14 protein-coding genes are annotated in these 25,671 nt (G+C 35.9%); all 14 read right to left on the bottom strand.

Annotated features, from left to right (window positions below; all coding sequences use genetic code 11):
- Entirely contained in the window at nt 1–1,047 is a 1,047-nt protein-coding gene (locus tag AST99_RS18110) for a glycoside hydrolase family protein (RefSeq protein WP_157486464.1), read from the bottom strand.
- Between the two features lie 26 nt (nt 1,048–1,073).
- Nucleotides 1,074–2,846, bottom strand: a complete 1,773-nt coding sequence (locus AST99_RS18105; RefSeq protein ID WP_198151555.1) for an arylsulfatase — start codon at nt 2,844–2,846, stop codon at nt 1,074–1,076.
- A gap of 52 nt (nt 2,847–2,898) precedes the next feature.
- Complete coding sequence (locus AST99_RS18100) at nt 2,899–3,747, bottom strand: 3-keto-disaccharide hydrolase (RefSeq protein ID WP_057784225.1); 849 nt, start codon at nt 3,745–3,747, stop codon at nt 2,899–2,901.
- Nucleotides 3,748–3,770: 23 nt separating this feature from the next.
- A complete protein-coding gene (locus tag AST99_RS18095; protein ID WP_057784223.1) occupies nt 3,771–4,697 on the bottom strand; it encodes a ThuA domain-containing protein in 927 nt (308 codons plus the stop codon).
- A gap of 55 nt (nt 4,698–4,752) precedes the next feature.
- Complete coding sequence (locus AST99_RS18090; RefSeq protein WP_057784221.1) at nt 4,753–6,930, bottom strand: right-handed parallel beta-helix repeat-containing protein; 2,178 nt, start codon at nt 6,928–6,930, stop codon at nt 4,753–4,755.
- Between the two features lie 315 nt (nt 6,931–7,245).
- Nucleotides 7,246–10,002: a T9SS type A sorting domain-containing protein gene (locus tag AST99_RS18085; RefSeq protein WP_057784219.1), complete on the bottom strand. Its 2,757-nt coding sequence runs from the start codon at nt 10,000–10,002 to the stop codon at nt 7,246–7,248.
- 52 nt (nt 10,003–10,054) lie between these two features.
- On the bottom strand, nt 10,055–13,081 hold the full coding sequence (locus AST99_RS18080; protein WP_057784217.1) for a T9SS type A sorting domain-containing protein: 3,027 nt from the start codon (nt 13,079–13,081) through the stop codon (nt 10,055–10,057).
- 48 nt (nt 13,082–13,129) lie between these two features.
- Nucleotides 13,130–14,221, bottom strand: coding sequence for an alpha/beta hydrolase (locus tag AST99_RS18075; RefSeq protein WP_057784215.1), 1,092 nt, complete (start codon nt 14,219–14,221; stop codon nt 13,130–13,132).
- Between the two features lie 899 nt (nt 14,222–15,120).
- Complete coding sequence (locus tag AST99_RS18070) at nt 15,121–17,883, bottom strand: outer membrane beta-barrel protein (RefSeq protein WP_198151553.1); 2,763 nt, start codon at nt 17,881–17,883, stop codon at nt 15,121–15,123.
- Nucleotides 17,884–18,091: 208 nt separating this feature from the next.
- Nucleotides 18,092–20,245 (bottom strand): right-handed parallel beta-helix repeat-containing protein, encoded by a 2,154-nt coding sequence (locus AST99_RS18065; protein ID WP_057784310.1) that lies wholly within the window; start codon nt 20,243–20,245, stop codon nt 18,092–18,094.
- A 20-nt stretch (nt 20,246–20,265) separates the two neighbouring features.
- Nucleotides 20,266–21,459: a putative glycoside hydrolase gene (locus AST99_RS18060; protein ID WP_057784211.1), complete on the bottom strand. Its 1,194-nt coding sequence runs from the start codon at nt 21,457–21,459 to the stop codon at nt 20,266–20,268.
- A gap of 12 nt (nt 21,460–21,471) precedes the next feature.
- A complete protein-coding gene (locus AST99_RS18055; RefSeq protein WP_083495734.1) occupies nt 21,472–23,322 on the bottom strand; it encodes an alpha-L-fucosidase in 1,851 nt (616 codons plus the stop codon).
- Nucleotides 23,323–23,359: 37 nt separating this feature from the next.
- A complete protein-coding gene (locus AST99_RS18815) occupies nt 23,360–24,991 on the bottom strand; it encodes a family 43 glycosylhydrolase (protein ID WP_069727882.1) in 1,632 nt (543 codons plus the stop codon).
- Between the two features lie 26 nt (nt 24,992–25,017).
- The coding region (locus AST99_RS18810; RefSeq protein ID WP_198151551.1) for a hypothetical protein at nt 25,018–25,671 on the bottom strand (654 nt) is incomplete at its 5' end.

Here is a 25,671-nt window from a genome sequence, read left to right as displayed (position 1 = left end):
TTATTCATTCCAACCTTCAATCTTTAAAAAATAACCTGCTGAAGGATCTTTATCATGACAAGCTAAAAAAAGACATTCGGGTTTGCCATCTTTCCATAAAATATTTGGCCGTTCACTGCGCGCAAGCTCTTGATTAAAGTAATGGGTGTTGGTATGGTATCCTATTTCAGGTATGCCCCAATTAACCCCATCTTTTGATGTATAGATTAATCCAGGTCTGTTACCGCCTAATTTTAATTCATCAATCGGAGTCGGATGTCCCTCTAGCATACTTTTAATATCCATACGATCTTCAACAATCATATAATACATGCCTTTATAATAAAATGCGTAGGGATCTTCAATATCACGTCCCTTATCTGCATAGCTTATTAATGGATTCTCTTGGTAGTTTTCGTATGGTCCTTCAATATCATCACTAATCGCTAGTGACATTTCTCTGAATTGTTGTGGCTTATGTTTATCTGTTACAGATTTATAATAGATTCTGTATTTTCCATTTTCATCGACTAAAAATGTAGGATTAGAAGCGTGAATAATATTCGCATCATCCATTTTCCCTGAGGCTTTAATGATGGGATTATGCGGACTTTCTACCCAAGGTTCGTCTAATGATTTTGTCGTCGCAATGCCTATTTCTTGCTGAATTCTAGGTGTTCCTTTTTTCTTTATTAAATACACTAACACATAGGTATCTCCTACTTTTGAAACCTGCGGATTATGATAACTCGCCGAATTACTAGAAAATGTGGTATCTACAAATGTATAAGGGCCTTCCGGACGATCTGCCGTAAAATGTACAATTTTACTATCAGAAATCCATCGTCCTTTATTTGGAATGGTTGACATAAATACATGTAACTTTTCATTGTCGTCGTAAATCGGAGCCATACCCCAATTCCACCAACCTTCTTCTGCTTCAAGAATAAAATTCCCAGGAACAAGTGATTTAGAAAACGAAGATGCCTTAATAGTCTGATCTCCTTTTGCTGAAATACACACCACTGTAATAAGTACAAGGCAGATGAATTTGATATATAGTTTCATTTATTATTTTTTTTTCAATTGGAAGTTTACAATTTCTCGATGTACACATAATACGCTGGATGCACTCGCCCATCTTTATCTACTAATTGCGCTTCCATATCGTATTTACCTGCAGGTATTTTCCCTTTAAAAGTCACCTCTTCCTGTCCGAGTTCAATTTTGATTTCTTTCTCTATATTGGCGACATACAAATAAGCATTATCAAAATCTGATTTCTCACTACCATCAAGCACCTTATGTAATTCTACTTTTTTTTCTTGAGCGGGAAATGTTGCGTTTATGGCCAATCCACTTTCTCTTGGAAATCTGCGAAGCGAAATAGTATAATCCCCATCCTCTACAAATTCAATTTTCCAACGTCCACTAGCCTGAACAGCTTTTGAAGCGCCGTCTTGATGCCAAGCGCCATTATGCTTCCCTGTAAACATATCGTGTGCAGAAATTCGGCTTGGATTCTCTTGAGATGATCCTACTTTTATATAACCATATCTTTCATTTGGTCCCTCTGCCATAATGGATTGCCACCAATTTTCGTAACCCATAGACAAACGTCCTGCAACTTCGGGATACTGATCGAATACATTTTTGGTTTGTCCACGATCTGCAGTGATGTTATATAATTCATCGCCATTTATCAATCGCCAATCATCATCCATTACCGTGTACGTTCTGTACTTTAAAAGGTTTTGTTTACGTTGGGTATCCATGTACAATATGCGATTTTCCCAATCGGGTTCTGCATCATACATCAAGGGTTTTAAACTCTTTCCATCCAATGGTTTTACAGGATTAAAATCTAAACCAAATAAATCTACAAACGTGGGTAGCAAATCGTAATGCGCCACTAATGCATCGATATCTTTTCCTCCGGTGAGTTTTCCGTTAGGCCAACGAATAAACAAAGGCACCCGGTGACCACCATCGTACACACTGCCTTTTCCGCCTTTTAAATCGGCATTATAAACATTACGGCCCCAAGCAGAGCCATTATCTGTAGTGAAAATTAAGATGGTATTATCTGTCAGTTTTAATTCGTCTAATTTCTGTTCTAACTGTTTAAAATTATCATCGATATTGGTAATCATCCCATAAAAACGTTGCGCATTTTCATTTATAGCATCGATGTCTTTATACATATTAAAGTATTTTTCTGGCACATTTAAAGGTGCATGCGGTGCATTGGTAGAGATGTAACAGAAAAAGGGCTTGTCTTTGTTATCTTCTATAAACGTTATGGCTTCAGAAAAGAACACATCTGTGCAATAACCGTTATATTTTTGAATTTGACCGTTATGCCAATAAGAGTCATCAAAATAATCGTTCCACCAATAATCTGGTCCTTGAGTGATGCCACCACCTCCATGGCGAACCACTTCATGAAAGCCTCTATCTTCAGGGCGGAACGGATAATTATCTCCCAAATGCCATTTCCCAAACATCCCATTTGTGTAACCATTTTGTGCTAATACTTGAGGTAGAATAACTTCATCTTCAAAAAGCAAAGAGCGGCCTGTGATCGTATGAAACACATTAACCCGATTAGAATGTCTACCCGACATTAAAGCACCTCGGCTTGGAGCACAAGTTGTAGAGACATGATAATTAGTAAAACGAACGGCATTAGAATAAAAGTCATCTATATTTGGTGTGTTAATGTATGGATTTCCCATACACGACAAATCTCCCATACCCTGATCGTCGGTAATAACCATAATGATATTTGGTTTATTTTGGCCAAATACAAATGCAGGAATTAAACATAAATTTAGTATGAGGAGTCCAATTAGTTTTCGTTTCATAGGTTGATTCATATTTTTAAAATCAGTGTATTTCAACTTCAATTCAAAGGTTTTATTCTGAAATAAACGTGTCCATTGGCACACGCTCTTCAAACTCTTTTATCTCAATATTTTTATAATAAATTTCTGCTGTTTCCGATTGAAATCCGATAATTCCAGCACTCGGATTAAGATTAAAAGCGACATTAACCACTTCGCCATTCAGTTTATGAATGGCATACGCGTTCCCCATTACTATAATCTCACAGGTATTCCACTTATCGTTTAACGCATTAAAATTTGATGTCGCTTTTGCACGATGCAACCATTTTCTTCCTTTATAAGAGTCTTGACCTGTATAGAGTACTCCTCCTTTTTCTGGCAATTGGTATGCTCCTTTTTCAGGATTGAAATACCAGTCGTAAGTTTGGCCAGGAGGTCTTATAAGATCACCTGTTCCATTTCTGTCTTCAGTTTGCACATATTGAATTTGGTATTCTATACCAGTAGGGAAAACTTTATCGTCCGTGATGTGATAATACACACCGGCGTCATACTCCCACTTATCAAAATAATTTGCTTTTTTTGTGCCCCACTTATATTGAAATTTCAGATGATAGTTCTTGTAAACCTTTTTCGTATACATCATTCCAATGGTCCCGTCTGTACCTTTATTAAGATCTATGGCTTCTGGCCAACTGTCATCATACACGTGTATCATTCCATCCTCGACAGCAAATACTCTTTTAGCTAATTCTGGATCGTTATTTTTTAGTTTTAGGTACCAACCGTCAAAATTTTCTCCATTGAATAGTTTTACAAATCCATCTTTAGAATTGGCGTTTTGAGCAAACATCGCTCCGAATCCAATCCAATTACTAATCAGCACTATGAACAATATGGTTATTCTATTTCGTTTCATCTTTGGCTCTTGTTGTAAATAGTTTATTCCTGATTTAACTCCTCGTCTGCTAGGCTAATAGTTGTTGCTGTTGGAAAATTATCAGGTACTTTTGTTGTCACTTTTCCTGTGGCTAACCATTCTGTGGTTCTAATTAAAGTGGTTTGAAATCCGATACATCGAAACCCATTTGGATAGACTTCACGTTTCCATATATGTCCCATGCTCGAATTATAGACACGTCCTTTTCCGTACTTTACAACCCACTCTACAGGCCAATTAATTTGACTTTCCTTATCTGTCGCATAGGATAAGACGGTTAGATTTTTTATAGACCCTCGTACATATTTATAAAGTTCTAAATCTGCTGTTTTCCATGCCTTCGGAAACCCTTTATTTATGGGATGATTATTTAAAACATGAATAACCTCATCACTTCTTCTACCATGAAAGGTAGTTTCTCCTTCACCGCTAGGGATTTCAATAAGTTCTCCATGGTCACCAATTTGAATAGCAATACCTTCATCTACAGATCGCCAACCTGGTCCCATCATTTCATTATAAGCTGCCCAATCAGGAAAAGCATTATTAGCGGAATGAAGGATATAAAGTCCGCCACCAGATTTCACAAAGTCTTCTAAGTTTTTCTCTACGGATCTCGGCCATCTTAAGGATCTATTGTGATAATTATTTGTATTTTGAATAACCACATCATAGTTACTAAAATCAGGGTTCCAATCTGCCCATTCCGAAACACTTGGCTCAGAAGGTGCCGTAGAAACACTCACGTGAAACAGACCACTTTCAGTTAGTATTTTACTGACAAGAAAAGTCGTTTGTTGCCAATTGTGATTATTAAAACCATCAACGATTAACACCTCTATTGCATCTGATTTCTTTTGACTGAACCCAGATATGGAACATAAGAAAACAGAGAAACAAATAAGAATACCCTTAATCAACTTTATCATTTGTATATTTTAAATTAGGTGTATTTAATAATCTAAATACACCTAATAACTATAATTATTCTTTACGTAATCCTACCTGAGATAGATCAATAGGCGTTATGCCCATTTCAATTGCTGGCGAGCCTGGTTTAAATCTAAAATCACCGTTTTCAGGATCGACAAACATAGGATCTACAGCACGGCTATTTTTATCGATTCCATCCTTCTGATTTTTTTCAATAAGAGCCTTCCCTTTAGTAATATCTGGTTTGCAGAAATAAATATTATTATCGGTATCAGCATCCATAGCACGCGCTAATGCTCTTCCTCGGCGATCTTCGGAACTACCTGCTTTTCCCGGAGGTAATTCATCTATAAACGTATCGTCTTTAGATAAAGAATAAAAGATGTTATTTTTAATAGTTGCTCCTGTTAAAGGCCCTTCTCTAACAGATACATAATACCCGCGCGGTGGCGCAATTATATCGGCTACGATGTTATTTTCTACTTTATTATCAAGCTTAGTCAGTATCCCTTGCGAAGTACATTTATAAATTACATTTTCGGTAATTAGGGTTCCTGTTTGTCCACCATCGGTACGAAGTGCCGCTTGCATAATCATATCGGCTACTAAATGATGAATGTAATTTCTGCGAAAAATATTATTCTTACCTGAGCCACGAATATAGATCCCGTTACCATCGCCTAAGCGACTCATAGCATGATGAATTTCGTTATTTTCAACAATATTATCATGTGTATGTAAATACGGCAAGACCTCATCCAGACTTAATCCTTTTTCGAACTTTGGCATCTCGTCTCTACGAAGCGTACGCACTAATTCTCTACCGTTTCCGTTTTTTGCAAAGAAATCTGTCATACAGCCCGATAAAATAAGTCCCGTATAATCGGTATGATGAATTAAGTTATTTTTGATGCTGTTTGCTCCACTTTGCCAAACGAAAATCCCTGGTGAATGCCAATAAATTTCTCCGACATGATGGATATTATTATTGTAAACCGTATTCTTTTTATTTACATCTTTAGTTCCTGGTCCGTATCCAGCTAACAAAATTCCGCCGCCTCCCATATGCTCGATATGGTTACCGGAAATTGTGTTTCCTATTCCATGCAAATCCACACGGATGGCTCCACTACCACTATCTAAGAAATGACATTGCTCTATGACGCAATTCTCTGTACCACGAAAACGAACTAATGCATTATCTTTATCTAACATATCCCAGTCGTGCTGCAACCCTTTATCGTCTGTCGTTAAGGTATAGCGTTCACCATGCTTAAAAGTTAAGCCTTTAAAATGAAGGTTTCGTACTGGCACATCTTTAGGTCCTGCCATATCTATTTTTCCTTCCACACGAATAAGTTCTAAAAGTTGTGGAGCCACAATTTTCGACGTATTTCTAGGCCATAAATACACTTTATCTTCCTTGGTATTTAAAACCCATTCGCCTTCTTCATCTAGAGCTTCTAATACATTTTCTACCCAACAATTATCTGTTGTTTTTAAAAAATGAAGTACGTTCATCGCATACGTAGATTCAATAGATGTTGTAGCTATTTGAGTTTCTTCATTCACAGATTCTAAAGGCAACATATTCACAATCCAAGCATGGTGTGGTCTGACTTTAATTTCTACATCGCTTACATTCGACCAATTCTTGAGGAATCCTTCAGGAAACTGAAGACGATCTCTACCATTCTTTCCTTCTTCTGTAATAATGCCTTCCGATTGTGCACGAGGCAACATACCTTCTTCATCATAAAGCGTTTTGAAAGAATCGGAAACATCGGCAACATAAATTTGTCCTTTAGCTTTTGTAGGTAATTCTGGAATATCCGTAGTGACTTTTTTCCAACCATTAATTTCTTTTCCTGAACTAAACACAGGCGTTTCACCTGGATAGGCTGCATAAGTAATTGTAGACTCACCTTCTCCAGAATCTTCCAAACCAAAAATAACTGTTTTATTTAATTGATATACACCGTCTCGAACAAATACTGTAATATCTTTTGATATCTCCTTTTTTAAATCGCGTACCGCATCGCGTGCACGTTCTAAAGTAGCGAAAGGTCCGTCGGAACCTTTAGCGTTTGGAGCAGACAACGTTCCTGACCAACTGTCGGAACCTTTTGTAGACACGTAGAAATCAGCTTTCTCGGCTGATTCGGTTTGTGCCACGCTAGTCATACTTATGATGATTAGCGTAAACATGAAAATTAAATAGTGTTTCATAAATTCTTTTTTTTCTTCAATAACTCCTTTTAATTGTCTTTTCTATCGGTCTTTTAAACGGAAAAAAATTCTTTTCCCCCTCAATAAAAACTGTTTTTAAATTTAATTTTAGTTTTTTGCACAATCATTTATTTTCATTTAATGAAAAGCATAAGCCGAATTAATACAGTTGAGAATATTCTCATGACTATAAAAGATTTTAAAATCCGGCTATATGCTTAACACCACTCTAATAAAACAAATACAAAAAAAATATTATTTGGTCCACTTCAGCAACAAAAAAAGCTGTTAGTCTACTAGATTTAAACCTTTTAATTAATTACGCTTAACAAACTTTTTAACAAGTGTTACCCCTTCGATACTTTGTCCTTTTAAGAAATAAATACCTGTTGCTAAATGAGAAACATCTAGGTTTTGAGTTTCTGAATTATATACTTTTACAACCTTTCCTGTGATATCCATAATTCTAGCTGAACGAATTGGCATGTTTAATGAAATTTCATCCGTAGCTGGGTTTGGATATAATCTGAATGACAATGCTAAATGCTCATTGTCGTCAATTGAAAGTGACTCATCAAATTTTACAAGCACATTAATCCCTTCTATCGACCATTTATTTGTTAGTTCTTCATTTCCAGTTCCAATAGCAAACTCCTGAATATTTTCAACCCCTGTAGACGTACTTAAGTATATAGCTTCTGGTGTTAAAGACAATCTTCCCAAATCGGTTCTAACCTCATTTACTATTAGCGAAACACGATCGTTTCTAGATTGTGCATTTACAACAGTAACAGACTCAAAAGCCGTTGAAATTTTGTCTAAGGTTAGTGTTCCGCCATTGGAATTAAATTCAATAATTTGAATATTATTTATGCTATTTACCCATTCGTTATCGCTACCTGTAAAAATATCATCGGCATTTTCATCAGTCCCATCACCTAAGCCCCAGGCATATTCCGTTGCCACACCTCCGGAAAGTCCAGAGATTACAGCTTTATCACTTGGTGGAGTTACATCTATTGAGATTTTATAAGTCGCCAATCCATCTGTTGCGGTTTGTGTTTCTGAAATCATAGTCGCTATTGCTCCTATGCCATAATTAGTAACTGGAGTTGCTCTAACTTCTACAGCTACACCATCTGAAGTATCTAAAGGATCTACGGTTATTTGTAATTCGTTATCGGTTGTATGTGTACCGTCATTAAGCGTAAGTGTGAAGGTATTTTCTCCTACATGGTCTAATTCTGGTGTACCACTTAAATACCAAATCCCTTCAGACAACTTTTCTACATTAAGCCAATCTGCTCCGGCACTTATTATTATGCTAAGATCATCCTCTTCAAAATCATAAAAATCTACACCTTCTTCTAAATAATATTCAAAGAATTCTAAAACAGGTGTGTTTTCTAAAACCATTGGACTTTCTTTCCACACTGGAGAACCATCTTCAGGATCTGTAAAACCGTTAGGATTTTCTACTACTTTTAAAGTCACTTCTCTATTAGTTCCTCCATCAGCATCTTCTGCTCTAAGTTCAAAAGTATATGCTGTAGCCGATGTTTCTGTTGGTGTGCCGCTTAATGTCCAAACACCTTCTTCAGTTTCTGTAATTGTTAACCAACCTGGAGCTCCACCATCTACAATAGAAACATTGGTTACTCCTACATTTTCTGGGTCCCAAAAATCTGAGCCTTCAATTAAAGTATGACTATAATCTTGTCCAAGAATTATATCTGGTAAAATAGTATATTGTCTTGCCCAATTTGGTGCTCCTGGAAATTGATTCGCACTTAAATCGGCATCGACTAATTCTAATTGTCTAAGTGCATAAGGTTGAAGTGTTAGATTTGCAGACGCATTATTAAGATTAGTTATTACCAGAGGAGTTCCCCAAGTAATTCCTCCTCCGTTAATTAATCCTACATTATTCCACTCTACAAATTCCTCATCGGTTAAACACGGTGTACCACCATCATTCCATGACGTAGTACTTTGTTTAGGAAAGAAATGTGCGACAACATTATCATTCCAATCAATATCGTCATTTGTATAAGGATGACCATTAGTATCTCGCATATATTCACAAATACCAAAATTCACGGTATATAACGGATCTCTTGGTTCAACCATATTTCCAGCCCCTCCAAAAGGATGTCCAAATTTATAATCTTCAAAAAGTGAAGGTGTCACATATGGCACAAAAGGGTCACTATCGCGATCCCCAATTCCATTATTAAACGTAATGGCCGCATCTGGATTTCCTGCATGACAGGCATCGGCAAAAGCTTGAAACACGCGTTGCGTATCTATATCGCCCGTACTATAATCGTCGCCAGCTGCACCCATATTTACATGAGCCGCATCAAAACACCACGCATCAATTAAATCACCATAACGCATAGCATATTCTTTTAGCACAAATTCTGCATAACAGAACATGTATGGACGGCGGTCATCATTTACGCCATCTTTATGGTATGGCTGACTTTCAATAAAAGCTTGCATGGTTGGATCTGTATCGCAATATGCTTTCCAACGTTCTGAAAAATCTGGAAATTCTGAAATAGGTGTGCCAAAAGCTTCCCATTCAAGTAAATTTGCCGAGTTTACATATACTTCTGTTTTTAATCCAGCCGCTTTTATAGCTTTAAGCCAACCTAAAAACGGATCTGGAGCAGATGCACGTGGAACCACTAAATTTATAGGTTTTCCATCTGGACCCAGATCGCCTTCCCATAAACGTTCTAAAAGCGGATGTGGTGCTGTATGCACAGGAGAATAAATATATGGACTTGCTAAACCTACCTGCACAAAATCTACTGTTTTTAGATGCTGAATTTGAGTCAAGAAATCTTCTATTGAAACGCCTTCTATATTTCCATTATAATTGTTTTCTGGAAGCCATAAGAGACCTAAAGATCCGCGCATCCAGTCTGCTCTTAAGCCTAAATCTGGATCTGGAACAGGGTTTTGTTGCGCTTGCACCATGTGTAATCCAGTAAATAGAAACACGAGACCAGTTAGTAAAACTGATTTAATATATATAATTGGTTTGCTTTGTATAAATTTCATAATTAGTAAGGTTTGTTTGATTAAATATTAGATTGCAAAATTTAGGTAATGGTTAATTACGCTTCACAAACTTTTTAACTACAGTCTCTCCTACATTATTAAGACCTTTAAGAAAATACACACCTTCTGATAATTGAGAAACGTCTATATTTTGAGTTGCTGAAGTATAGACCTTAACCACCTTACCTGTGATATCCATAATGCGAGCGGAATATATTGGCATATTCAATAAAATATCATCTGTTGCTGGGTTCGGATATAGTCTGAACCCTTCGGTTAAATAAAGATCTGGTGATGATAAAGTATAACCTTCCACAAACACATATACCGTAATTCCGTCTACTGACCATCTGTTTGCTGTTGCATCATTAGCTGTACCAATAATAAATTCTGTAATTTCTGTATCATCACTAAGTCCTGTCTCAGTTGCTAAATCGATAGTTTCTGTGGCTTCTAATGCAGCTCTAGGCGTTGACACCACAGATTCTACAGTAATTGAAAATAAATCGTTAGCATTTTGAGCATTCACTAAAGTAATTGACTTAAATACACCTGTAATATCTTCTTCTGAAATAGAGCCACCATGCGCATCAAAATCGATAATTTGAATATTGTTAATGTTTTCTACGGCTTGATTGTCTGATCCTCTAAATAAAGTTTCTTGATTGGTTGTTGAGCCATCTCCCATTCCCCAAGAATTTTCTGTAGAATCACCTCCTGATGCACCAGAAGTAATAGCAAAAGGTTCCGTAGGTGTAACATCTATAGAAATCCTAAACGTCGCCATACCATCTGGAGCAGTTAACGTTTCAGAATACATAGTTGCGACCGTATTAATACCATAATTAGTATTTGCAGCCGCCTTTACTTGAACGTTACTGTCGCTAATTTCGGTAGGAATAACAGTTAAAATAAGTTCTGTATTCGATGAGTTTACACCATCACTTAAATTAAGCGTAATACTATTTTCACCTTCATCTGTATTTATAGGTGTGCCGCTTAAGGTTAAAACTCTTGTAGATGTTTCCTGAATGGTAAGCCAATCTGGACCTGCCACTTTGGTGATCGTTAATGCATCACCTTCAAAATCATAATATTCTTTTCCTAATTCCAAAGTATAATTATATGCAAATGTAGCATTAGCATCTGGAAGGTTATATGTTGAAGCAGACCAAACAGGTGTTCCATCTCCCAAATCAGTAAACCCTGAGACATGATCTACTATTATTTTTATTTCTGTTTCTGAAGACAAAACACCATCGTTAACACTAAATATAAATGAATTTTCGCCAGCATCTGCCGCTGTTGGTATGCCACTTAAACGCCATAACCCTTGAGCATCATCAGTAACAACTAGCCATTCTGGACCTGATATTTTAGTAATTGTTAGCGCATCGTCCTCAAAATCAAAAACATCAACAGTTGTTTCTAAAAGACCTGTATAGGTACTTAATGCGATTGCATTGTCTAATACTAATGGATTTGAAAACCATACTGGCGTACCATCTTCTAAATCAATAAAGCCTTCTCCTAACTTCATTACTTGTAATTCTACCTCTCTATTGGTTGTACCATCAGCATCTTGTGCACTAAATTCAAATGTATAATCTGTAGCCTCAGATTCTGTTGGCGTACCACTTAAGGCCCAAACACCTTCTTCTGTTTCTGTAATTGTTAACCATTCTGGTAAAGTTCCAGATGCTATTGTAAGATTTGTAATTCCAACTTGTTCTGGATCCCAAAAATCGACACCCTCCACTAAAGTATGTGCATAAGTTTGCCCTAAATAAGCTGGAGGTAAAATAGTATATTGTCTGGACCAATTAGGTGCGCCTGGGGATTGAAATTCTTTTAAATAAGCATCTGTAAGTTCGAACTGCGTAACCGCATAATCACGTAAAGTTAATACTGGAGAATTTTCTAAATTCGTACGTATTAACGGTGTTCCCCAAGTTATAGCTCCTCCATCAATTATTCCTTTACTTGTCCATTCTACAAATTGGTCGTCTGTTAAACAAGGCGTATTTCCAGCATTCCAAGAGGTTGCACTTTGTTTAGGAAAATAATGCGATACGACATTATCATTCCACGTTCTGTCATCGTCAAGAAATGCACTTCCATTATAGTCATCCATCCATTCTATAACTCCAAAATTGTAACCATACAAGGTTTCATTCTCGACCATATTCCCGGCGCCTCCAAACGGATGTCCAAAAGTATAATCATCAAAATAAGTTGCTGTTGTAAACGGATTTCCTTCACGATCACCCACACTATTATTGAATGAAATCGCTGCTTTAGGATTCCCTGAGTGACATGCTTCGGCAAAGGCCTGATAAATTCTTTGGTCATCAATATCGTCTGATGCTGGATCATCGCCACACTCGCCTTCCATAATATTATCTGCGGAGTCGAAACACCAAGCGTCAATTAAATCGCCATAACGATTAGCATATTCTTTAAGAATAAATTCTGCATAACAAAACATATACTTACGTCTGCCATCGCCTTCATGAAAGTCTTGACTGGCTATAAAAGCCTGCGCCTCCGGATTAGTATCACACCATTCCATCCAACGTTCTGATACATCTGGATAATCTTCTTGCGTATCCTCTGGAATTCTTGCCAGTAAATTATAAGAATTCACATAAATCTCTGCCTTTAATCCCGCAGCTCTCAAGGCTTTTAACCAACTTAAAAGTGGATCATCTACAGATTCTCTAGGAACGGCAAGATTAATCGGATCACCATTTGCATCGGTGTCACCTTCCCAAAAACTTTCAATTAAGGAGTGTGGACCAACATGTATTGGAGAAAAAATATTTGGACTTGTTAGCGGTAATTGAACATAATCGACGGTACGAATATCTTTTATTTGAGTTATAAACTCATCTATTCGTATTCCCTCAATATTCCCGTTAAAATTACGTTCTGGTAACCAGAGCATTCCATAGGAGCCACGCATCCATTCGGCTCTTAAGCCTTGATCCGGATCTGGAATTTGTTGAGCATGAAGCGATATATTTGCCGTAAATAAGCATAATAAAAAAAAGTAAACATAGTTAGTAGTTGTTTGCATTGGTTTTGGTTTTAGTTTGTTGTTTGTATATTGGTTGTGTGTTCTTCCTTATAATTTATATTTTTGAAAAAATTCTACGGTTCGTTTTGTAATATCTTCTAAAGGAGGTATAATTTCACCACCTGCTTTTCTCCAATTGTGTCCTGCTTGTTTTACAATAAACATATCGACATTTGCTCCTATACGATTTGCTTGTGCTTTCATATGGGTCGCATGCCCCACAGGAATAGTAGTATCATCATCGGCAGCCATCATAAATAATGGTGGACTATCTTTAGACAAGTAAAAGATCGGACTCATTTCTTTATACATTTCAGCCATTTTGGTTGGATTGGACTCTGTTTTGGTGATTCTAGAACTGAAGCGATCAGCTTCTTTAGTCGGATCGTCTGTTTCAAAGAGTTTTTGAATTGTAAAATCTGATGGCCCATACCAAGACACCCCGGCAATAACGTTATACGGGTGTCCATATAATTGCTCATCGCCTTTAAAATCATTTGGATCTGCAAGCGTTATCATTTGTGCTATTTGTCCGCCAGCAGAATCCCCTAACACATACACTTGATTTGCATTCAGATTTAAATCATCTGCATGTTTAGACAAATAACGCACTGCATCCATAGCATCTATAACACAATCCCGCATTAAAACTGATTGCATTCTGGTAAGACGGTAATTAATAGAAACCACAGCAAAACCTTGTTTTACCAATTCTAAGAACGGTTCTTTGACAGGCGATTTTACAATATTTTCTTTACTCCCATTAAACCAGCCACCGCCATGCGTGTACAACATGATGGGATAAGTTTTATTAGTAATTTTTGTATCTGGGTAATAAATATCTAAATACAAGTCCTCTTCTCGTGTAGATTTATATTTAATATTTAACTCTATTTTTCCATCTGTTTTAAGGTATGGGATCTCGTAGTTTGAAAACTCTTCTAGAGTTAGCGTTTTGCTATTGTCTATATCTTGTGTTCTAATCTGTTTCCAAATTTGGTTAATTTCAGATTGCTCTAATACACCATTTGTATTACTATCTAATTTTTGAAATTCGGTTTTATGAAATTCCAATTGATTAGAATTTTGAGCATGTATTACTCCTGAAAAACACAACACATATATTAAAAATCGATTCATCTTTTAAAATTCTATTACTTGTTTACCACACTAAAAAAAAAATGATTATTGTAAATCTTAGACATTAGTCTTCATAAAAAATAAAATCAATTATGAGTTTGTAAAACAATTAATGTAATAGATTTATAGTTTTCAGAATAAAAATATCATTATTGAATTTGAAGCGTTTTATGTGAGTTTTTATTTAGATTTTAAAACGTAAATTATGTTTATAATCTTCTCCTTTTATACAATTTTCATACTAAAAGGATCTACTAATTTTTAACTCGTTATTATTGAAAACTGGAATCTTTTAAACGTATTGTTTCTTCATGAATTTGACTATGATTTTAGTTGGTATACACAAATATGCATCCACCTTCCTGAAAAAGGCTTACTCTTGTCTTGCTTTTATTTTGCTGAATTCAACCAAACGGAAATGAGGAACCTAATCCCCCCATATATAGTGAGGTCTTGATGGTAATTGCTCTAATCAACTTTTGTTAAATTTTGCCGAATTCTAAAAATTACAGTTCATTTTATAAGGCAATACTAAAAACGACACGTTAATTTTATGTATTTGACACTTCTTCAGTATAAAGCCTCGCATAAAAACACAAGTAAACCTATTCATTTGCAACACAATAAACTTCAAATATACTAGACTAAATCGTCGTTAATTCTTGGATAGAATTATTAAAAACAATAAAAAACACAAAAGAATAAGGACCACACAATACTTAACTTTTCAATACTAAATAATGACTGTTTTTTTTTGATATCAAAAAAGTAAACTACAGAGATCTGTCGGTACTTTTATATCTGCGAAAGTATCGAAATACAAACACCCCATTTTAGATGTCTAAAATGGGGTGTTTGTATACTTCTAATGAATTATAATGGATCTAGAATACATGAGATTATCTTCTCCCACCACCAGAACGACCTCCACTTCTTCTGTTTTTTCCGCGGCGGTCTCCTACATTCATATTCTGGCCAGCAAAGCGTCCGAACTTATAAGTAAAGTTCAACATAAAATACTGTTCTAATATTTTATTTTCTACATCTTGAATATAAGTGTCTGACACAATTCTTCTGTATCCATTATTTTTCCCTAAAATATCGTAACCAACTAAAGTAACAGTTGCTTTATTATCCCAAAGTTCTAAACCAAGTCCGACATTCCAAAAAATAGCATCGCCATCGAATTCATCTCCTACACGACTATTATAGCGGTAAGCGACTTTATTTGACAAAAACACATTTTTAATAAAAAAGATATTAGTATCAACATCTACATTCTGAACAAAGTATTCATTATCATTAAATTCATTAGTATCATACACACTTTTGTTAGTGGTATAACTATAAGCTAAACTTAAATCTAGTGTATTATCGTAAGAATATCTAAAAGAAAAAGACGGTTTAAAAGTGGTTGTTTTCGCGGTAAATGTCACCGCATTCTGTATGGATAACGTATTATTATAGCTTCCGTTTAATCGTAAATTTAAATTCAGATTTGTTTTTTTATTGTAATATGATTTTGACACGGCCGCATTTCCTGAAAAAGAATAGTCCCCATTTATATTATCGTAAGTCGTGTATTTATTTAAATCTGTATTTGTAATTGTTGAGCTAATAATTTTGTCTTGCACAAATAACGCTCTAGCATTTCCTGAAATAGTTATATTATTAAAAGCTAAATTATTTTGATATTGAAACTTAATATCATGATTAATTTCTGGCTCTAAGTTAGGATTTCCGATATAAACATGCGTAATATTACTTACATCTGCAACAGGTTGCAATTGGTTCGCAGATGGTAAATCTACATTTTGATTGTAATTTAAATTTATGTTTTTATACCCGTTTTTATCTCGATATCGTATCCTTCCAGAATAGGTTAGATAATCAAATTCCTTCTTAAAATCGCGTGCTTCCACCAAAGCATCTTTATAATTTCTATAAGTTGTGGTACGAGCACCCTCTACTTCAAAACGGAAATACTTATAATCGTACCGCATTCTTAACGCAGGCCTAATGGTTGTTGTGATGTATTTACTATCAGAACTTAATATTTCATTAAAATCATCAAACTCTGCCGTGTTTTCGTTGTAATCATAAATCAATTTTTCATTTTTCTCAGAGTTTATACTCACATCATATTCCGGCATCATTCTAAAATTTGTAAATACCTCTTTACTCCAAATTGCACTTAAGCTAATATCTGTACTATTATCTGTAAGATCACTTATTTGATCTTGATTAACTGTTGTATCGCTATTATAAAGTATATTTTGTGAATGTGTTTCACTTTCTGAATCGCCCTGAGTAAAATTTGTTCCTAAGTTTATATTCAAGTAATCCCTCCCCGTTCCTACAATTGGAGTTACGCTAAACGCATTCTTGAACTCATAACTCGTTGCTTCAGTATTATTTGTAGCCGAATAATCGCTAACTAAATCGCCATTACTATATGCTGAAATTTTATTAGAAACCGATCCTGAAGTAGAGCTGTTTGCATTAAAATCTGTTTCGTTAGACAATTGCACCTTATTATTAGACGTTTTGTCTTTAGGCAATAGAATAAATTTTAAATCGGCTCCTGCTTTATGGTTATCGGTGTCTCTAAAACTTGAACTTTCAGAATCTGTGATATAATTTAAATCTGGTAAAAAATTTTCGGTCTTACTAATTTGTTCGTTATCGGTACTTTGGGCGCTATACCTGTAATTCCCATTAACACGGGTTTCATTCCATTTTCCTTTGGTATAGTTTGCTCCCACAAAATCAGATTCTATATAACCTGTACTGGTTTCGGCATCGGGTAATGCATTAAATCCTCTAGACATGTTTATATTATTGGAACCTGCAATTAGTCCCAGTTGTTTTCCCTCAATTAATTTAAATATATTAGTATTGACTTGATATTTATCATCGGTTCCATAGCCCAATTTAACATCTCCAAACGAAGCTCTATTTTTTCCTTTTTTTATAGTGAGGTTAATTTCTTTAGTTCCCGAATCGGATTCCTCGCCTGTAAACTTTTGCATGTTACTTTTGTAATCGGTCACTTGCACTTTATCTATCACTTGACTTGGTAAATTTTTAAGCGCCACTTCTCCATTCTTTTCACCAAAGAAACGCATTCCATCCACATTAATAGCTTCCACTTCCACACCATTCATGGTAATATTTCCATCCAAATCAATTTCAATTCCAGGTAATTTTTTTAATAAATCTTCGGCTTTATCATTTGGCAAAGTTTTAAAACTATCTGCATTATATTCTATTGTATCTTTTTTAATAATAACGGGTGGTGCTTTTCCTATAATGGAGACTACATTTAATTCTTCTACCTGATCTTCTAGCACTACAACTCCAATATTCAATGCTTTACTAGAAGGCACATTGATATCTTTCAAATAAGGTTTAAAGCCCATATAGGCCACATTAAAAATGGCTTTAGAATCGTCTTCGGTATTGACTTGCAAAGAGAATTCACCGTTTTTATTGGTTATGCTATATGCAATAGGAATACTATCTGAAATACTTTGAACATATACCGTTGCACCATCTAGAACATTAGATTCTTGGTCTTTTACAATGCCCTCTAAAGTAAATTTCTGAGCAGACAACGAAGTAGAAATAAAAAATGCGAATACTATTATTAAAATTCTCAAGGTCAATAAATTAGTTGGTTACAGTTTAGACCTAAATTGTCTTGAATAGTTTAACCTCTTTAATATTTTAACTTAAAAATTTAATTGTAATTTGATATTTCTAATTTTTACAGCCAATAAACGTCTTAATCAATAGGCTTTGCTCGTTTTATTCTTACATAGTTAATTTTGATTGTTTATATAAATATAACGTATAACCCAACTATAATTAATCTATTGTACGTAAACCAATTTCTGACACCTCTATAGGAATAATGCCCATTTTTAGAGCAGGAGAATTGGGTTGGAACCTAAAATCGCCATGTTCAATATCTATAAACATTGGATCTGTAGCCACACTATGTTGATCGGAATAATCTTCGGCTTGTAGGCTCTTCAACGTTTTTTCTGCGATACTATTATCTGCTTTATTGTAATAAATATTAAAGTCAGAATCTACGTCCTTCATAGTCGCTGGTATTCTACCACGGCTATCTTCACCGACCAAACCTTTTCCTGGAGGTGGTTGAGAAATGAATGTACTTTCTTTGGAAAGAGAATAGAAAATATTCTTCTTATTACTAGCGCCTTCCATCGGTCCTTCTACAATCTTTAAATACACTTGTCGTGGCTCAAAAATTTCAGCTATGATATTGTTTTCAAATCGGTTATTCAATTTTAAAATCATGCCTTGCGATCTGCATTTATAGATTATGTTTTCCGAAATTTGTGTATCCATTTGTCCGCCATCAGTACGGATACCACTTTGTTTTCCTGTTTCTGCAACCAAATCGTGAATATAATTTCGACGAATAATATTACCAGGACCAGACGCACGAATGTAAATCCCGTTACCATCTCCTAACTTATTCATGACGTTATGAATTTCGTTATATTCTATAATATTATTTTTACTGTGCCAATACGGACGCACCACATCTGGAGTTAATTCATCCGGTAACTCCCCGATTTCGTGCCACCGGATTGCTCTATATTGTTCTCGTATATCAGAATGTTTAAAAAAGCGAATCACACAACCAGACACTATTAATCCACAATAATTGGTGTCGTGTATTAGGTTGTTAGCGACTTTATTTTCACCACTATTCCAAAGAAAAATCCCTGGCGATTGCCAATAGATTTCACCTACATGATGAATGTTATTATTATAAACGGTATTCTTTTTATTAACATCTTTTGTACCTGGTCCATACCCGCACAACAGTATACCTCCGCCTCCCATATACTCAATATGGTTATTGGAAATCGTATTGTTTTGCCCATATAAATCCACACGGACTGCTCCGCTTCCGCCATATAAAAAATGACATTTTTCAATCACACAATGTTCTGTACCTCGTAACCGCAGCATAGCATTATTCTTATCTAACATATCCCAATCGTGTTGCAAGCCAGCATCATCTTTAGTTAAGGTATAGCGCTCTGCGTGTTTAAAGGTTAGTCCGCTAAAATGAATATTACGAACAGGAATATCTGTAGGGCCATCAAAATCTATTTGACCTTCAACGCGAATCAGTTCTAAAAGTCTTGGAGCGATAATCGCTGAATTATTTCTTGGCCAGAGATACACTTTCCCTTCCTTGGTATTAAGCACCCATTCACCAGGTTCGTCAAGAACTTCCAGAACATTTTCTACCCAATAGCCTTTTCTTTGCATTTCATAAGTAGCTTCAACGGCAGTTGTTGCAATGCCTTTTTCCTCATCTACAGATGCTAAGGGCAACATGTTTACAATCCAATCTCGTGTTGGACGCACTAAAATTTCTACATCTTCAACATTAGACCAATTTTTCAACTCACCTTCTGAAAAATGAAGTTCATTTCTTGTACTCGTATTTAAGGGTTTATATTCCTTAGATTGGGCTCGGGGGAGCATGCCTTCATCGTCATAAAGTGTTAAAAATTTGTCAGACACATCGGCTACAAATACTTTTCCTTCTGCTTCTTTAGGTAAACCAGGAAGATTTGTAGTTACTTTTTTCCAATCGTTTATTTCTTGCCCAGAACTAAATACTGGTGTTTCTCCGGGATAAGCAGCATAGGTGATAATTGATTCGTCTTCACCTGAATCCTCAAGACCAAATACAACCGTCTCTTTTAATGGGTAAACTCCTTCACGAATAAGGACTTTAATATCTATCGGCTTACTTTTTTTCAGAAGTCGAACGGCATCACGTGCTTGTTCTAGAGTGGCAAATGGACCATCTGTACCTTTAGCATTTGGCTTCTCTAAGGTTCCTGACCAATTATCAGAACCTTCAGTTGACACATAAAAGTCAGCTTTGTTGTCTGTTTCACTTTGAGCAATTCCGTTACAACTTGCTGTGATACAAGCTAAAACTATAATCAAATATTTTTTCATAGGTGTACGTTTTCTAATTCCTACTTCCAAGTAATTTTAGCTTTTCTGCTTTCTATATTTATCCAGACATTTGCGTGTTCAAACTCCCGCGTGAATTCCCAACCGTTTGGAATGGTTCTGTGATAAGCTCCTTTAGGTGCTCCTAATGGCTTTTGCAGTTCTGGATAATCGACTAAAGACCCATCGGCCAAAGCCCAACCCCAACTATACATAAAATAAGAATAAGGTTGTGCACCAATTAAATAACAGGCCAAGGCATATTCTAATTTTTCTTGAGAGATCTTAGGCATGACCTTATACTTTTCTTCATTACTTATACTTCTAAGAAATCCGCGATCGTGACCTTCTACTCCAAGACGAAACACAGACACTTTACCTTCCTTTGCATTTTTAAGCATCCCATCCCAATCTGAAAGTAGATTTTCTTTTTTATAATGTACGGCGCTATAATTTTCGAACATAAGCGCATCGCTTACCGGATATACAAATTTAGCACTATCGCTATTTGCGTTATTTGCTAACAAAATTTTGTCGTCTCCTAACCGCTTTTTAAGGTTTCCCATCATCTCTCCCATGGCAATTTCAATGTCTTCTTTTTTGTCTTTCATTAGGTTAACATTGCCATGCATTTGATCTATAAAAGCGCCATCGCAACCTGAATCTTCAACACCTTTCGCTACCGTTTCTACCCACCAATCACGAAAATCTGGATTTAACACATTAAATAAGAACGCAGTATGCTTCTCTGCCAACTCCCCTGTTTTGGGATTTTCGATTAAAAAAGACTTTAATTGAGGTGATGAATCGATACGTTCTTTTGTAAAATCTTTGCTGTAAGATGTGTATGGCCAAGCCAAGGCTGCATTAAAATAGAACAACACTTTCATATCGGGCTTAATCGCTTTAAAGGCTGCTGCTTCATGCTTTGCTCCTAACTCAGCAGCCCCTAATTCCTCATAGCCGTGAGATTTTTCAATGCAAATAAAATGAGTCCGTTCTGCAATGAATTTGAGCTCATCAGATGATAATACCCTTTCCTTATCCCCAAACATATAATACGTCGGGGTGGTATCCCAACTGAATTGAGGATAGGAATCTTTTGGTACAAAAGGTGTTCCATCACTAATAACCCATGGTTTTTGATGATCTGTTTTTGTCTGTGATTGTAACACAGTTCCCGAAATAAGTAACAGATATAAAATTATATTTTTCATGATTTTTTGTTTCTATTTTTCTAAAGTAATTTCTAACACATAACCGTCAGGTCCAATTTGGATATCTGTTAAATCGACCACTAAGCCGTCTTTTCCATGTTTCCATTTTATTTCTGAAGTATCTCCAAGTAACCTCACGTTTTCAACTATTCCATTAGTCAATTGAAATGATTTTATTTCAACTTGAGACTTTGGATTAACAAACGATATCGCAAATACAGTATTGGCTTTACTTGTAAACCAAAAATCGTTAGCCGAAAAGGAACGTGAAAATCCTTTTTTAGCACGATGTTCTGTTCCGCCTAGAAGGCCATCTTCATTACCTTCCCGAGTTATCTTCCAACGTGTCGTGCCGTAAATCGCATCACCATTCGTTTTCAACCAATCTCCGATTTCGAGTAATCCTTGTGCACTTTGTTCTGGCACACGACCTTCTCCGTCTGGTCCGATGTTTAGAAGAAAATTTCCGCCTTTAGACGCAATGTCGACCAAGTAATACAACAATTCTTTGGTGCTTTTCCAATCGTTGTCGTACGATTTATAAGCCCACGAATTATTAGTTGTGCCACAGGTTTCAAAGTATTTCGTCATTTTTTCTGAGGCTGAAGGAATTTTATTATCACCAGCATCTAAATAATCGCCAAAATCGAAACCGACTCTACGATTTACTAACACATTTGGATTGATATTATAAACGGTTTTATAAAATTCAAAAGCCTGTTTTTCGGTAATATATCCATCACCATCAAACCAAATAAGTCGCAACTCAGGAAGTGCATCTAAAAGTTCGCGGACTTGTGGCAAGGCTTTTTGTGCTATATATTCAGCATGCGTATTTGGACTTGGATCCCATAAATTTTTCCCATTAGCATGCGATAAGATTCCTAGCGAATCATTTCCCTTTTTTACATTCGTAAAATTCCCATCGGCACCATCGTACCAATCATTTCCGTGCGAATAATACACACCAAAAGCTAAACCTTCAGCCAAACACGCCTCATATAATTCTTTTACAACATCTTCATTATAAGGTGTAGCATCAACCATATCAAATTCAGAAACTTTTGAATCGAACAAGGCAAAACCATCATGATGTTTAGAGGTGATTACCACATATTTCATTCCAGCATCCTTAGCCAATTTCGCGATGTTTTGAGCAAAAGATTTATCAGGATTGAAGGTTTTAGCCAACTCAGCATATTCATCCCGAGGAATTTCAAATTTATACATGAGCCATTCCGAAACTTTTGGTCCCGTGGTGTTCACTTCTTCCATGCGCTCACCTTTCCATATACCTCCAGCCTGAGAATATAAACCCCAGTGAATAAACATGCCGAATTTGGCTTCTTTAAACCAATCCAGTGCTTTTTGTTTTTCTGGTGAATTGTGCATTTTCAACCAATCGTCGTAATAAGTATCGGTTCCAAAACCTAAATTTTTACTGTATTGTGGCGTAATACGGATTTTATCTATTGGCAGATCAGATTTTAATGTGAGTGCATGTATACCAGCATTCTCGAATTTGATCGTTTTAGCAAATTGTGAAATGGTTTCTTCTTGTCCCGGTTCCCCTAAAACAAAAATGGTTTCCGGATTTCCTTCCAACACCACGCCAGCACTCTCTACCGAAACTTCTCCCAAACTCGCATCTTGTTTTCCAAGTCGTAAGATTTGGATATTATAATCTCCTGGGCGGTCAAGTTGAAACTCCCAAGACCATTCCCCTTCTTTTCCTTGAGCAGCTTCAGAATTTAAAACCACCCAAAATTTATCATCTTGACTAATTGTATGTTTCTGTTCAGAACATGACATAACACTTAACAAAATAAGAGATACTACTGAACGTATTATAGTCCTTATCATAATTTTAATTTTTTAAAAAAGAAGAATGCTATTAAACTTATTTCTTTTGCAATACAACATCATCCCAATATCCGGCACCATCAAAGCCTTCTGAAGTGATACAACGTAATTCAATTTCTGTTAAGTCTCCACTATTAAATTCGCTTTTAAATGATACCCATTCTCCAGCTTTCGTTTTTGCATCCAAGTCAAACTTGGCTGTGTTGTCAAAACTGCCATTCGTATCAAATATCACTTCACCTAACGTTCCTTTTTCAACTTTAAGTTTTGCACTTAATTCATAGGTCGTATTAGGACTAAGACTTACTTTTTGAACCAAAGCTTTGGGTTTTTCACTTCCCTTATATTGAAGTGCATAATATCCGGAAGCTGTGTCATCTTTAGTTCTAACAAATGGTCTTGGTGCACGATTAAACCAATATTTAACTTGACCTTGAGTTGCCAATTCGAAAGAGGCATTTTTTACCAGATTTTCAACTTTAGATTTTGAAATTTTTAAAGATGATATTTTATCATTACAACCCATTTCATTTAAATCGATTCTATTTTCCTTAAATGTCCAGGATTTTCCTTTAAAATTATCTTGTTCAAAACCTTCCACAACATAACCTTCAGGAATTTCTATAGATGAAATATCGTTTGGTAATATTCCTGCTTGCTTTAAGTCCGATTGCGTATAATCTCCCAAAGCTAAGGTTCCCATCATGCCATTAAAATTAATGTCTTTATGAAAGGTTGGAAGTTCTACACCAAGTGTCTGCCTTACCATATTTATAGTGCCGTCTTCATTAAATTCTAAAGGTTCGAAACAAATAGAACGGTTGGTTGGAATCCCTCCTGAAAGGCTTCCATTATGATAAAACACATACCACTGATCTTTAAACTCTACCGCAGAGCCATGCATAGTAATAATATCTGTGTGATCTAAAAACACACCTTTGCACTCGAATGGCCCAAACGGATTATCACTAACCGCATAACGCATTTTATTATATTTTGGAAAATCGTCTGGATACATGGCATAATACAAGTTCTCTCTTTTAAAAATAAAAAGCCCTTCTCGAAAACCATCTAAACCTGTAATGATGTGACGTTCTCCATCAATTTCCATCATATTTTCTTTCAGCTTATAAGCATGAGCAATGTCTGGACCACCATGATATAAATACGCTTGCCCATCGTCGTCGATAAACACACATGGATCTATTAAAGATTCTAATCCTTCAATATAGCCTTGAACTTTAAAATCGGAAGCGGGTTTTGTGCTGGTTGCGACACCTATTTTCCAGGTTTTTTTAAAATCTGTTCCGCTTGGATGCGGAAAATAGTAATAATACGTTCCATTTTTATACGCACAATCTGGCGCCCACATAAATCCGCCTTCTTTACGTCCCCATTCCACCTGACTAGAATGTAAAATTTCTCCATGATCTTTCCATGTTATCATATCGTCTGTAGAAAACACATGATAACCATCCATAGTTTTATAGCCTTTTGGTGGTGCATTATCTGTAGACGGATAGACATACAAGCGACCATCGTCCCAAACATGAGCCGAAGGATCGGCGGTAAACATATGACTGACTATAGGATTTGATCTTCGGTCTTGTGCATTAAGTTGAGCTATTATTGTACAAGCCAAAAGCGTGAAAAAGATTTTTATTTTCATTTTGAATTAGTTTATCAAGTGATTTTTTAAGGATTTGTAACATATTGATTCCAAAAAGATGCTATATCGTCTGCCTGGTTTCCTAGGTCGAATATGTACCAATTTTCAACACAATCTGAAAAATCTATTCCTCCTGAAGCAATCCATTTATTGGTCCATTCGCCTTCCCAGGCATCACAAATTTTATCGGCTTCTGTCCAAATATCTCGTGCTTCCGCATTCGGATTATTTACAGATTTAGCACGTTCCAACCATATACTGTCTTTGGTGCGGTAGCCTGGTGTATCATTATCGTCCGTATTTCCATCATCTATTTTTTTATACACTGTATGAGCTTTTAACCATTCCAATTCTGATGGCGTGGTATTGTTTTCATTATAACGACTGTGTTGTACAATGATTACTTGTTTCTCAAAAGTATCAAGAGAAATACCTTCTGCTAAAACGGCCTGTAATACATCGTAAGTGAAATTGGATTGCCCTGCTTCTTGTACAAAAACGTGTCCTCCAGAATTTAAAATGGGTATTATTTTATCTTTAACACGAGTGACAGATGCATCCCAATATTCATGTGCATTGGTCCAATTCGAATTCTCGGCACCAAACAACACATTATAATAATCGGGAACGCCTGCAGTAATAAAAAGATGATTCTGATCGCCATAAGCACCCGCCACAGC

Source organism: Formosa algae (genome assembly GCF_001439665.1).
In the GTDB taxonomy this organism is placed as follows: Bacteria; Bacteroidota; Bacteroidia; order Flavobacteriales; family Flavobacteriaceae; genus Formosa; species Formosa algae.
This window is presented reverse-complemented; position numbering and strand designations above follow the sequence as displayed.